This window comes from Halomonas mongoliensis (assembly GCF_052496345.1).
Map to the genome: position 1 here is coordinate 509760 of NZ_CP199288.1, position 12133 is coordinate 521892.

Genomic DNA, 12133 nt, shown 5'->3' on the forward strand with positions numbered 1-12133 from the left:
GACAGGCGGGCAACACAGGATTGACAGACACGCAAAAATTCGCCCGGCAGGGACGATAACAGAAAAGAGAGAGTGAGATGACTAGGAGATGGCTCCCGGAGCAGGACTCGAACCTGCGACCCAGTGATTAACAGTCACTTGCTCTACCAACTGAGCTATCCGGGAACGAAACATATGAGCCGATGGCTCCTCGAGCAGGGCTCGAACCTGCGACCCAGTGATTAACAGTCACTTGCTCTACCAACTGAGCTATCGAGGAATCTCGGCCTTCAGCAGCGTGCTCGATGCGATCTTGGCTCCCGGAGCAGGACTCGAACCTGCGACCCAGTGATTAACAGTCACTTGCTCTACCAACTGAGCTATCCGGGAACGGCGTCGAACACGGGGCGTAGTATACGGATTCGCTTGTGAAGGTCAAGGCCCGGATGGCCCAGTGCCGAAAGGTAGATGGTCCAGCACCGAAATGCAGAACGCCCGCCGGGCCATGGAGGCCGGGCGGGCGTTCGATATCTGGTGGCTACGCCCTGATTTGAACAGGGGACCCCATCATTATGAGTGATGTGCTCTAACCAGCTGAGCTACGTAGCCAAGGCTGAGGGGCGCGGCTTGCGCCAATCAACGGGGCGCATTATGCCCATGCCGAGCCCAGTTGGCAACCCCTGGCTGGCAGATCCTGCGCACTGGCCGCTTGCAGGGAACTCGGCTAGTCTGCAAGAATTCAAACATTCGTTCGAATGCGCTGTCTCATCCAAGAACCTTCCACAACAACCGGAGTCTTTTCATGCTCACCCTGATCCTGCTGCTCGTGGCCGTCGTCGGCCTGCTGGCGGTGATGCGCCGCGAGGCGGGCGCCCTGCCCGCCCTGGCGGTGCTCGCCGTTACCGGCCTGGCAAGCCTGCTCCTCGCCTCCACACTGCTGGGCCTGCTGCTGCTGGCCGGCGCCATCGCCGTAGCGGTGGCCGGCCTGCCGGCCCTGCGCGGCAAGTGGCTGACCCCGCGTCTCTTCGCCCTGTTCAAGAAGGTCTCGCCCAAGGTCTCCGACACCGAGCGCGTGGCGCTCGAGGCCGGCAGCGTGGCCTGGGACGGCGAACTCTTCACCGGCAAGCCCAACTGGCAGACACTGCTGGATGCCAAGGATGACGGCCTCAGCGACGAGGAGCGCGCCTTTATCGACAACCAGTGCTCCGTGGCCGCCGGCATGTGCAACGCCTGGGAGATCGCCAAGGAGCGCGCCGACCTGCCCCAGGAGCTCTGGGACCACCTCAAGCAGGAGCGCTACTTCGGCATGATCATCCCGAAGGCGTATGGGGGCCTGGGCTTCTCCGCCAAGGCGCAGTCCCTGGTGCTGCAGAAGCTCTCGGTCAACGAGACTCTGATGGTCACCGTGGGCGTGCCCAACTCCCTCGGGCCGGGTGAGCTGCTGCTCAAATACGGCACCGACGAGCAGAAGAACCACTACCTGCCGCGGCTCGCCGACGGTCGTGAGATCCCCTGCTTCGGCCTCACCGGCCCGCGTGCCGGCAGTGACGCCACCTCGCTGCCCGACACCGGCGTGGTCTGCAAGCAGACCATCGACGGCAAGGAGGTGCTCGGCGTGCGCCTCAACTTCGAGAAGCGCTGGATCACCCTGGCCCCCATCGCCACCGTGGTGGGCCTGGCCTTCCGCCTCTTCGACCCCGAGAAGCTGCTGGGCGACGAGGAGGATCGCGGCATCACCCTGGCGCTGATTCCCCGCGACACCGCAGGGATGGAGATCGGCCGCCGCCACCACCCCATCGGCAGCCCCTTCCTGAACGGCCCGATCAAGGGCAAGGATGTCTTCGTACCGCTGGATACCATCATCGGCGGCGAGGCGATGATCGGCCAGGGCTGGCGGATGCTGGTGGAGTGCCTCTCGGTGGGCCGCTGCATCACCCTCCCCTCCGGCGCCACCGGCACCGCCCGCTACGCCATCGGCTGGAGCGGCGGCTTCGCCCGCATCCGCCGCCAGTTCAACGTGCCCGTGGCCGAGATGGAGGGCATCCAGGAGCCCCTGGCACGCATGACGGCGCTGGGCTATATCGCCCAGGCGGCGGTCTACCAGACCGCCAACACCATCGACCGCGGCGAGAAGCCGGCGGTGCCCTCGGCGATCCTCAAGAGCCAGCTCACCGAGTTCCAGCGGGTCATCCTCGGCGACGCCATGGACATCCACGGCGGCAAGGCGGTGACTCTGGGGCCGCGCAACTACCTGGCGATCGGCTACAGCGCCAACCCGGTGGCGATCACCGTGGAAGGCGCCAACATCATGACCCGCAACCTGATGATCTTCGGCCAGGGCGCCATCCGCTGCCATCCCTACGTGCTCGAGGAGCTGGCCGCCAAGGACGCCGATGATATCCAGGCCTTCGACAAGGCCTTCTTCGGCCATGCCGGCCTGATCTTCGGCAATGCCGCCCGGGCCTTCACCCAGGGGCTGGGCATTGGCAAGCCGTCTGTCCCCTTCGATGGCGAGGCCAGTCGCTACGCCCAGGAGATCGCGCGGCTCTCCGCCGGCTTCGGGCTCTGCGCCGATGCCGCCATGGCGAGTCTCGGCTCTACCCTCAAGCAGCGCGAGATGCTCTCGGCACGACTGGGCGACGTGCTCTCCAACCTCTACCTCGCCTCCATGGTGATCAAGCAGTGGCACGAGGGCGACAAGGTCGAGGGTGAGGCTGCCCTCTTCCACTACGCCTGCCAGTGGCTGCTGGGTCGCGCCGAGCAGGCCCTGGACGAACTGCTCGACAACCTGCCCAACCGGGCCCTGGCCGGCGTGCTGCGCCTGGCGGTCATGCCCCGGGGCAAGCGCTTCAAGCGGCCCCACGACGACCTGGCCCGCAGCATCGCCCAGGCGGTCTCCCGTGACAGCGCCCTGCGCCAGAAGCTCCTTGCCGAGACCTGGCAGGCCGACGACGGCGTGCAGGAGAACCCGCTGGCCCAGTACAACGCCCTGCTGGCGACCCAGGAGCGCGCCGAGGGCCTCTACCGCACGGTCAACAAGGCCTTCGCCAAGGGCGAGCTGCCCGCCGATGCGCTGCATCCCGAGCAGCGGGTGGAAGCCGCGCTGGAGGCCGGGCTGATCTCGGCCGACGACGCCGCCTTCATGCGCGAGCGCGAGGCTCGGGTGCTGGAGCTGCTCACCGTGGACGACTTCGAGTACGACGCCTTCGTCACCGACAAGTCCAAGGTGCTGCGCCACCAGGCGGCCTGACGCTGCCACTCCCCACGCCCCGGCCCAGCGCCGGGGCGTTTCGTTTACAGCGGCCAGACCAGCAGGATCATGGGAATGGCCACCGCCACCACCACGACCTCCAGCGGCAGCCCCATGCGCCAGTAGTCGCCGAAGCGATAGCCGCCGGGGCCCATCACCAGGGTATTGGACTGGTGGCCGATGGGCGTCAGGAAGGCGCAGGAGGCACTCACCGCCACCGCCATCAGGAAGGGGTCCACGGAGGCGTCAAAACCGTTGGCCAGGCTCACCGCAATGGGCGCCATCAGCACCGCCGCCGCCGCGTTGTTGATCACGTCGGAGAGCATCATGGTCAGCACGAAGAGCCCGACCAGGGTCACCACCGCCGGCCACTGGACGCCCCACACCAGCATGGCCTCGGCGATCAGCGCCGCCCCGCCGCTGCTCTCCAGCGCCTGGCCCACCGGGATCATGGCGCCGAGCAGCACGATCACCGGCCCGTCGATGGCCTGGTAGCCTTCGCGCAGGGGCAGCACCCCCACCAGCAGCGAGACCAGCGCCGCGCTCGAGAGCGCCACCGCCGCCGGCAGCAGCCCCAGCAGGATGGCCACGATCGCCGCTGCGAAGATGCCGATGGAGGCCAGCAGCATACGCGGCTGGCCGAGGGTCAGGTTGCGGCTGGCGAGCGGCAGGCAGCCCAGGGTGGCCAGGCTTTCGGCGAGTTCGCTCTCGCCCCCCTGCAGCAGCAGCACGTCGCCGGGGCGAAAGCGGATCTCGCGCAGGCGCTGCTTGAGGCGCCCGCCATCCCGGGCCACCGCCACCAGATGCAGGCCGAACTGGTTGTGCAGGCGCAGCTGGGTCACGGTGTGGTTGACCATCATGGAGTCGTTGCGCACCACCGCCTCCACCAGCTGCAGGCCCTCGGTATCCACGCCGCTCTTCTCTTCCTGCTTCTCTTTTTTCTCTTGCTTCTCTTTTTTCTCCTGCTTCTCCTTTTTCGCCTCCTCCCTGTCGCGCTCCTGTTCCTCGAACTTTTCCTGCGTCGAGCGCTCGCGGTCACTCTCGTCGGCCCTGTCCTTCTCTGCCTTGCGCTGCTCCTCGGTGTCCTTCTCCTTGGCCGCATTCTCCTCGGCCTCCTTTTCCTCATCCTCGGCGTCCTTGCCCAGGCTGAGGCCCGCCTTGTCCTCCAGCAGCTTCATCTCATCGGGGCCCGCCTCCAGCAGCAGGATATCCCCCTCCCGGAGGGTGCCGAAGAAGGCGTGGCCGGCGCGGCGCTTGTCGTCACGCACCACGGCGAGCACCGGAATGGTCTCCTCGAGCTCCTGCTGCAGCTCGCGCAGGGTCAGGCCGTTGGCCTTCGCCTCCTCCCCGACGCGCAGCTCCACCAGGTAGTTGGCGGTATCGAACATCGCCTCGGTGGAGGCCTTGCCCGCGCGCAGGGGCACCAGCCGCCAGCCGATCAGCAGGATAAAGGCGAACCCCGCCAGGGCCACCGCGGCGCCCACCGGCGTAAAGGAGAAGAGGCCAAAGTTCTCGCCGGTGACCGAGCCGCGATAGCTGGCAATGATGATATTTGGGGGGGTGCCGATCAGGGTGGTGAGCCCCCCCAGCAGCGAACCGAAGGCCAGCGGCATCAGCAGCAGCGACGGCGAGGTGTCGTGCTCCCTTGCCAGGCGCATGGCCACCGGCAGCAGCAGCGCCAGGGCGCCCACGTTGTTCATGAAGCCGGAGAGCACCACCACGGTGCCGGTCAGGGCCGCCAGCTGCAGGAAGAGTCGCTCCCCCACCTTGAACACCTGGTCGGCGATGACGTCCACCACGCCTGAGCGTTCGAAAGCTCGGCTGAGCACCAGCACCGCCGCCACCGTGATCACCGCGGGGTGGCCGAAGCCCAGGAAGGCCTCCTCGCCCGGCACCAGCCCCAGCATCACCGAACCGAGCAGCGCGGCGAGCGCCACCAGGTCGTAGCGAAAGCGTCCCCAGACGAACGCCGCCAGCGTCAGCCCGAGCACGATAAAGACCAGGGTGCTCTCTGCCATGGCCCGTCACCTCCCTGTGCGTATCAGAGGCTTCAGCATCGCCAGCCGGGCCGCCCGCCGACAAGTGTTTTCTGCGCGGGCAGCGATCTTTCCCCTTCCGACACGACGACGCCCGGCCGAAGCCGGGCGTCGCGAGCGACACGGGAAAAAGGCGCCAGGTGCCGCCAGGATCGCTATTTCGCCATCTTCTCCAGCATGGCGTTGACGGCGTCGAGGTGCTCGGGCTCGTTGTGGCACATGCCCTGGAAGACCGCGCAGAGGTCGAGGAAGTCCTTGAGCTCGGTGCGCTGGGCCATCTTCATCAGGCGCTTGGTAAGACGCGTGGCCTTCGGCGGCTGGGCGGCGATGCGGGCGGCGAGCTCGCCTGCCGTCTCCATCAGCGCCTCGGGCTCGGTCACCTCCAGCACGATGCCGTACTCCTTCGCCTCCTCGGCGTCGATCACCCGCCCGGAGAGGGTCAGCTCGAAGGCGCGCTGGTAGCCGATCAGGCGCTGCATGAACCAGGCGCCGCCGTCACCGGGGATGATCCCCAGATTGAGGAAGGTCTCGCCGAACTTTGCCTTCTTCGAGGCGATACGGATATCGGCCATGTTGGCCAGGTCGAAGCCGGCGCCGATGGCCGGGCCGTTGACCGCGGCGATGATCGGCACCTCCACCGCCTGCAGGGCCAGCGGGATGCGCTGGATGCCGCGGCGGTAGCGGGCCGAGACCTCGGCCACGTCGCCGGCGAAGTCGCCGCCGCGCTCCGCCATGTCCTTGACGTTGCCGCCGGCGGAGAAGGCGCTGCCCGCGCCGGTGATCACCAGCACCGAGACGGCATCGCAGGCGTTGACCCACTCCGCCACGGCGACGATGTCGTCGGTGAGGGCGGTGCCGGTCAGGGCGTTGCGCACGTCGTGGCGCTCCAGGGTCAGGGTGGCCACCCGCCCCGCCAGGGTGAGTCGGGCGTCGGTGAGCTGGGGAAGGCTGGGCTGGGTCGCTGTCTGGCTCATCAATGGGCTTCCTTGTCGGCTGAATCGTCGCGTTCCACGATAACCCGCGCGTCCACCACGGCATAGCCGTCGGCGTTGACGATCACCGGGTTGAGGTCGAGCTCGGAGAGCCCGGGATAGGCCTCGACGATGCGCGACACCTTGAGCAGCAGGTCCACCAGGGCGGCCTTGTCTACCGCCTTCTCGCCACGCACGCCGCCGAGAATCTTCTTCGCCTTGATCTGCTCCACCATCTCCTCGGCGTCGCGACGCGAGAGCGGAATGGCCCGGAAGGCCACGTCCTCGAGGATCTCCACGAAGATGCCGCCGAGACCGAACATCAGCACCGGACCGAAGATGGGGTCGCGGATCACCCCGAGGATCACCTCGACGCCCTTCTTCGCCATGGGGGTGACCAGGATGCCCTCGATCTCGGCATCGGCGTCATACTCCCGGCAGGACGCCAGGATCGCTTCCCGGGCCTCGCGCATGGCGGCCTCGCCCACCACGTTGAGCTTCACGCCGCCGGCGTCGGACTTGTGCAGGATATCCTTGGAGACCACCTTCATGGCCAGCGGCGTCTCACCGAACTGCCCTGCGGCCTCGGCCAGCTCCGCCTCGTCGCGCACCACCAGCTCCAGGGGCACCTCGATGCCGTGGTCGCGCAGGACCCGCTTGGCCTCGTACTCGAAGAGGTCGCGGCCCTCGCCCCGGGCACGCTCGAACATGGCGGTGAGCTCGGGGAGCGGTTCGACGCTGCGCTCGCGGCTCTGGCGCTCCACCTGGGCCAGGTACTGGCCGCGCTCGCCCAGGGCCGCCAGCACCCGCACGGAGTGCTCGATGGAGGCATAGATGGGCAGGCCCGCCTCGTGCAGGCGGCGCAGCGCCGGCGGCTTGATGGGGGTATAGAGGCTGTAGATCACCAGCGGCTTTGTGGTGGCGCGGGAGAGGTCCACCATGGCCTCGGCGCCGCGCATCTCGTCACCCAGCAGGGACTCCGCGAAGCGGATGCTGTAGCCGCCGAACATGCCCACCAGGAAGACGCTGTCGACGTTGTCGTCGGCGGCGACGATCTCCATGCAGGTGGCCAAGAGCGACGGATTGGCGTCGGTGGAGCCGGCTACGTCCACCGGGTTGACGGTGGAGGCCTGGGGAAAGAGCACGTCGCGCAGCTTCTGACGGGTCGCCTCGGAGAGCTCGGCGAGCTCGAGGCCCGCCTCGGCCAGGCGGTCGGAGGCGATGGTCGCCTGGCCGCCGCCGTCGGAGATCACCGCCACCCGCTTGCCGCGGGCCTTCTGCAAGAGGCCTAGCCCCTCGGCCACCGGCAGGATCTCGTCGGAGTGCTGCACCACGCTGACCCCGGACTGCTTGAGCAGGTCCACGGTCATGGCATAGCTACCGGCGAGCGCTCCGGTATGGGAGCTCGCCGCCTTCTGGCCCGCCTCGGTGGAGCCGGACTTGTAGACCACCACCGGCTTCATGGCGGTCACCTCGCGGGCAACGTCGAGGAACTTGCGCCCGTCGCGGAAGCCCTCCACGTAGAGGGTGGCGACGCGGGTATTCTCGTCCTCGCCCAGGTAGCGCAGATAGTCGTTGAAGCCGATGTCGCTCTGGTTGCCGGGCCCCACATAGGTGGAGAAGCCCACGTTGCCGTTGTGCTGGGCCTCGAGCGCCAGCGACAGCAGCATGTTGCCGGACTGGGAGATGATGCCCACGCCGCCGGGCTTGACGTTGTCCAGCGAGAGCAGGTTGATCCTGTGGTGCAGGTTGAAGAGGCCCGAGGTGTTGGGGCCGATGATGCGCACGCCGTGGGCGCGGGCCTTCTCCATCATCTCGCGCTCGAGTGCCGCCCCCTCCTCACCGATCTCGGCGAAGCCGCTGGCGAGTATCACCGCCCCCTTGATGCCGCGGCGCCCGCACTCGGCGATCAGCCCCGGCACCGTGGCCGCCGGGGTACAGATCAGCGCCAGCGCCGGATTGCCGGGGATGGCGGTGACCGAGGGCCAGGCCTTGACCCCGAGGATCATGTCCGCCTTGGGGTTGACCGGGTAGATCTCGCCCCGGTAGCCATCCTTGATCAGGCCGACCATCGCCTTGTAGCCCCGCTTGGTGGGGTCGGCGGAGGCGCCCACCACGGCGATGCCGCCGGGGGCCAGGATGTCGTGGAGCGGGCTGCGGGTGGGGAGATGTCCTTCGATGGGATTCATGTACTGGCTGACCTTGCCCTCTGGGGGCGATGAAAGTGGTCGAGACCCGGCCGCGGCCGGGCAATTCACGGAGATTCGGAAGAGACGGGCCTACTTGCCCTGGAAGCGCGGCGTGCGCTTCTCGGCGAAGGCGTCGACGCCTTCCTGCCAGTCCCGGGTCGTGCCGACGAAGGTCATCCCCTCGAGCTCGGCGGTCAGGCAGGCATCCAGGGTGCGCTCGCCGGAGAAGGTGAGCTGCTCCTTGGCCAGCGCCATGGAGAGGGGCGCCTTGCTGGCCACCTTCTCGGCGAAGGCGAGAGCGGCGTCAAAAAATCCTTCGTCGGGGTAGTGGCGGTTGGCCAGGCCGATGCGGACGGCTTCGGCGCCGTCGATACGCTCGCCTAGAAACACCAGCTCTCGGGCCTTGGCCAGCCCCACCAGGCGCGGCAGCAGCCAGGTGACGCCGCCGCCCAGGAAGTTGCCGATGGAGACCTCGGGCAGGCCGATCTGGGCGCTGTCGGCCATCAGCATGAAGTCCGCGGCCAGGGCAAGCTCCGCACCGGCGCCCAGGGCGTAGCCGTTCACCGCGGCGATCACCGGCGTCTGCATCTGCATCAGGCGCTTGCAGACGATCTGCTCCCCCTGCAGGTACTGGCGGCGATCGAAGGCGGTGCGCCCCTGCTTGTGCTCCTTGAGGTCGGCCCCCACGCAGAAGGCGCGCCCTTCGCCGGTCAGCACCACCACGCGCACTTCCCCATCCGCCTCGGCGCGGGTCAGGGCGTCATTGAGCTCTGCATAGAGCGCCTCGGTGACGGCGTTGAGGCGATGGGGGCGGTTGAAGCGGATCTCCTGGACCTGGCCGTGGCGGCGGAGGATCAGGGTCTCGTACTCGGCTTGGCTCATGGGTGACGGCACTCTCATGGATGTGGCGAACGGATGGTGTCCGAGGGGTTCGATAAGCGGCGACGATGGTTTCTCGCCAGAGAAACAAACGTGTCATTATCAACACCACTTCAGCACGCTTGTTCTGCGGGCATCCTAGCCAAAGGTCGCAGTCGGGTCAATACGTGCGTGCCGAGGAAATTTCTGAAGAGAAACGTTTGTTTCACTCTAGCGAGGCGATCATCGGGTACAATGGCGCCCCCTGCGACACCCAACCCAGGAGACGACCGTGCTGGAACAGGATCCACGCGAACCAGCGGCACCGGAGAGCGACAGCGGCCCTGCCCGCCTGGACGCGGTAAACCGGCAGCTCGCCGAGGCCTACCCGGAGCTCAGCCCCCAGCTGAAGCTGGCCGCCGGCTACGTGCTCGAACATCCGGTGGAGATCGCCTTCCAGTCGATCCGCAAGTCGGCCAGCGCCGCCGAAGTGACCGCCTCGACCCTGGTGCGCCTGGCCAAGCGGCTGGGCTTCGAGAGCTTCGATCAGTTCCGGGAGGTGTTCCAGTCGGCGGTACAGGCAGGCCCCGTCGAGCTCTCCGGGCGTGCCAGCCAGCTGCGCAGCCTGGCCAGCCAGACCGACGACCAGGTGTTTCTCGACGTGGGCGATGCGGCCTTCGATAACATCGGCCGGCTCTTCACCGCCGACAACCAGCAGCGGGTGCGCGACGCGGCCCGGCGGCTGCTGGCCGCGGAGAAGATCGCCGTGGTGGGATTTCGGGACACCTTCGCCTGCGCCTACCACTTCGCCTACGTGGGGCGCATCGCCATGCCCAATATCCAGCTGATTCGCGGCCAGGAGGGGGGGCTCTTGACCGAGCTTGCCCCCTTCGGCGAGGGGGACGTGGTGGTGGCCTTCGGCTTCGAGCCCTACTGCGCCGAGACCATGCGGGCGCTGGAGATCACCCGGGCGGCGGGGGTCGACGCCATCGTGGTCACCGACACCATGCGCTCGCCGCTGGTACCGGGGGCCACCATCACCTTCCCGGTGGCCAACGCCACCCCGCACTTCTTCCCGTCGATACTCTCCGCCATCACCCTGATCGAGGTGCTGCTGGCGGAGTGCGTGGCCTTCGGCCCCGACGATCTGGTGGACAACGTGGCAAGCTTCGAGTCGCGGATGCGCGCCATGGGCGCCTACGTGGAGCAGGGGTAGCGGAACAGGCCCCCGCGAGCCCCCCCCCCCCGCCTTAGCGGCCCAGCAGCCCCTCGATGGCGGCGATATCGAGGTGCCGCTCCAGGGCGTCGGCCAGACGCTCCAGCTCCGCCTCTCGATGGGCGGCCAGGCCGACGGCGCCCGCCTCCGCCAGGCCGCAGCGGACGAGCAGCGCCGTGCAGGCCTCGGGTCGGTCGAACAGGCCGTGCAGGTAGGTGCCCAAGACCCGGCCATCGGCGCTGACGGCACCTTCGGGCTCCCCCGCCAGCTCGCAAAGCGGCCGCGCCAGGGCAGCCCCCTCGCTCACCCCGTGATGGATCTCGTAGCCGTCGATCGGCACGCCCTCGGCTAGCAAGCGTCCGCTCACGTTACGCAGCTGCTTGCCCGCCACCATCCGCGTCTCGAACTCGAGCAGCCCCAGCCCCTCGCTGGAGCCCGCCGGCCCCTCCAGGCCCTCGGGGTCGTGAATCGCATGACCGAGCATCTGGAAGCCGCCGCAGATGCCGAGCACCCGGCCGCCGTAGCGCAGGTGGCGCATGATCGCTTCCTCCCAGCCCTGGGCGCGCAGCCAGGCGAGATCGCTACGCGTACTCTTGCTGCCGGGCAGGATGATCAGATCGGCGGGCGGGATGGGGCGGTTCGGGCCCACGAAGGTGAGCTCGACCCGGGGATGCAGCCTCAGCGGATCGAAGTCGTTATGGTTGCTGATCCGCGGCAGCGCCGGCACCGCCACCCGGAGCGCCGGTTCGCCCGACTGGCGGCCGGAGAGGCCCAGGCTGTCCTCGGCGTCCAGCAGCAGCCCTTGCAGGTAGGGCAGCGTGCCTAGCACCGGCTTGCCGGTATGGGACTCCAGCCAGTCGAGCCCTGGTTCGAGCAGGGCGATATCGCCGCGAAAACGATTGACGATAAAGCCCCGGGTGCGTGAGCGCTCGCTCTCGCTGAGCAGCGCGAGGGTGCCCACCAGCTGAGCGAAGACCCCGCCCCGGTCGATATCGCCCACCAGCAGCACCGGGCAGTCGACCATTTCGGCGAAGCCCATGTTGGCGATATCGTTCTCGCGCAGGTTGATCTCCGCGGGGCTCCCCGCTCCCTCGGCGACGATCACATCATGGCGCGCCGACAGCGCCTGCCAGGCCGCCAGCACGCTCTCCCGCGCGGTGCGCTTGAAGGCGTGATAGTCCAGGGCGTCCATGTGGCCGTGTACCCGGCCGCGCAGGATCACCTGGGCGCCGCGGTCGCTCTCGGGCTTGAGCAGCACCGGGTTCATGTCGCTATGCGCCTCCACCCCCGCCGCCAGCGCCTGCAGCGCCGTGGAGCGGCCGATCTCGCCGCCGTCCGCGGTCACCGCGCTGTTGAGCGCCATGTTCTGCGGTTTGAAGGGCGCCACCGAGACCCCGCGCCGCGCCAGCACCCGGCACAGCCCGGCCACCACCGTGCTCTTGCCGGCATCCGAGGTGGTGCCCTGGATCATCAGTGTCGCCATGCTAGTCGCCGTCCCTTGCTGTTGGTGGATTGCCTGTGCCCCGAAAGCGTTGGTCAGGGCCAAGGCCGATGGTATCAGCGTCGGCGGTATCGCCTTTGCGACAGTCTCAGGGCGCCCTTGCGAAGTCTACGCCACGCACCACCCAACAGCC

General features: G+C 68.0%; 7 protein-coding genes and 4 tRNA genes. 2 read left to right on the plus strand and 9 right to left on the minus strand.

The genetic code is table 11. The features are described from left to right. Window positions 1–89: 89 nt before the first annotated feature. The 4 genes from ACRYRV_RS02335 to ACRYRV_RS02350 form a co-directional block, all read right to left on the minus strand. Window positions 90–165, minus strand: a tRNA-Asn gene (locus ACRYRV_RS02335). 18 nt (window positions 166–183) lie between these two features. Continuing rightward, window positions 184–259: transfer RNA gene (locus tag ACRYRV_RS02340), tRNA-Asn, on the minus strand. 34 nt (window positions 260–293) lie between these two features. Continuing rightward, window positions 294–369 (minus strand) — tRNA-Asn (locus ACRYRV_RS02345). Between the two features lie 142 nt (window positions 370–511). Continuing rightward, window positions 512–588, minus strand: a tRNA-Met gene (locus ACRYRV_RS02350). A gap of 193 nt (window positions 589–781) precedes the next feature. On the opposite strand from ACRYRV_RS02350, the gene ACRYRV_RS02355 reads away from it, so the two are divergent. Further along, on the plus strand, window positions 782–3229 hold the full coding sequence (locus ACRYRV_RS02355; protein ID WP_444984086.1) for an acyl-CoA dehydrogenase: 2448 nt from the start codon (window positions 782–784) through the stop codon (window positions 3227–3229). A 44-nt stretch (window positions 3230–3273) separates the two neighbouring features. On the opposite strand, the gene ACRYRV_RS02360 is transcribed toward ACRYRV_RS02355, so the two are convergent. The 4 genes from ACRYRV_RS02360 to ACRYRV_RS02375 all read right to left on the minus strand — a co-directional run bounded on the left by ACRYRV_RS02360 (window position 3274) and on the right by ACRYRV_RS02375 (window position 9307). Then, window positions 3274–5247 carry an SLC13 family permease gene (locus tag ACRYRV_RS02360; protein WP_444984085.1) on the minus strand — a complete coding sequence of 658 codons (1974 nt, stop codon included), beginning with the start codon at window positions 5245–5247 and terminating at the stop codon, window positions 3274–3276. Window positions 5248–5420: 173 nt separating this feature from the next. Beyond that, complete coding sequence (locus ACRYRV_RS02365; protein WP_309637489.1) at window positions 5421–6239, minus strand: enoyl-CoA hydratase-related protein; 819 nt, start codon at window positions 6237–6239, stop codon at window positions 5421–5423. Next, window positions 6239–8425: an acetate--CoA ligase family protein gene (locus ACRYRV_RS02370; RefSeq protein ID WP_444984084.1), complete on the minus strand. Its 2187-nt coding sequence runs from the start codon at window positions 8423–8425 to the stop codon at window positions 6239–6241. Before ACRYRV_RS02370 ends, ACRYRV_RS02365 begins: the two co-directional genes overlap by 1 nt. Before the next feature lie 90 nt (window positions 8426–8515). Then, on the minus strand, window positions 8516–9307 hold the full coding sequence (locus ACRYRV_RS02375) for an enoyl-CoA hydratase/isomerase family protein (protein WP_444984083.1): 792 nt from the start codon (window positions 9305–9307) through the stop codon (window positions 8516–8518). 268 nt (window positions 9308–9575) lie between these two features. Here ACRYRV_RS02375 and ACRYRV_RS02380 point away from each other — a divergent pair, with 268 nt between their 5' ends. Continuing rightward, complete coding sequence (locus tag ACRYRV_RS02380) at window positions 9576–10499, plus strand: MurR/RpiR family transcriptional regulator (RefSeq protein WP_444984082.1); 924 nt, start codon at window positions 9576–9578, stop codon at window positions 10497–10499. 34 nt (window positions 10500–10533) lie between these two features. Here ACRYRV_RS02380 and ACRYRV_RS02385 read toward each other — a convergent pair whose 3' ends face one another. Then, window positions 10534–11982 carry a cobyric acid synthase gene (locus ACRYRV_RS02385; RefSeq protein ID WP_444984081.1) on the minus strand — a complete coding sequence of 483 codons (1449 nt, stop codon included), beginning with the start codon at window positions 11980–11982 and terminating at the stop codon, window positions 10534–10536. Between the last annotated feature and the right edge of the window lie 151 nt (window positions 11983–12133).

Excerpts from the sequence above, each read along its gene's own strand:
- ACRYRV_RS02355 (WP_444984086.1), top strand. The coding sequence starts at position 782 with ATGCTCACCCTGATCCTGCTGCTCGTGGCCGTCGTCGGCCTGCTGGCG.
- ACRYRV_RS02360 (WP_444984085.1), bottom strand. The coding sequence starts at position 5,247 with ATGGCAGAGAGCACCCTGGTCTTTATCGTGCTCGGGCTGACGCTGGCG.
- ACRYRV_RS02365 (WP_309637489.1), bottom strand. The coding sequence starts at position 6,239 with ATGAGCCAGACAGCGACCCAGCCCAGCCTTCCCCAGCTCACCGACGCC.
- ACRYRV_RS02370 (WP_444984084.1), bottom strand. The coding sequence starts at position 8,425 with ATGAATCCCATCGAAGGACATCTCCCCACCCGCAGCCCGCTCCACGAC.
- ACRYRV_RS02375 (WP_444984083.1), bottom strand. The coding sequence starts at position 9,307 with ATGAGCCAAGCCGAGTACGAGACCCTGATCCTCCGCCGCCACGGCCAG.
- ACRYRV_RS02385 (WP_444984081.1), bottom strand. The coding sequence starts at position 11,982 with ATGGCGACACTGATGATCCAGGGCACCACCTCGGATGCCGGCAAGAGC.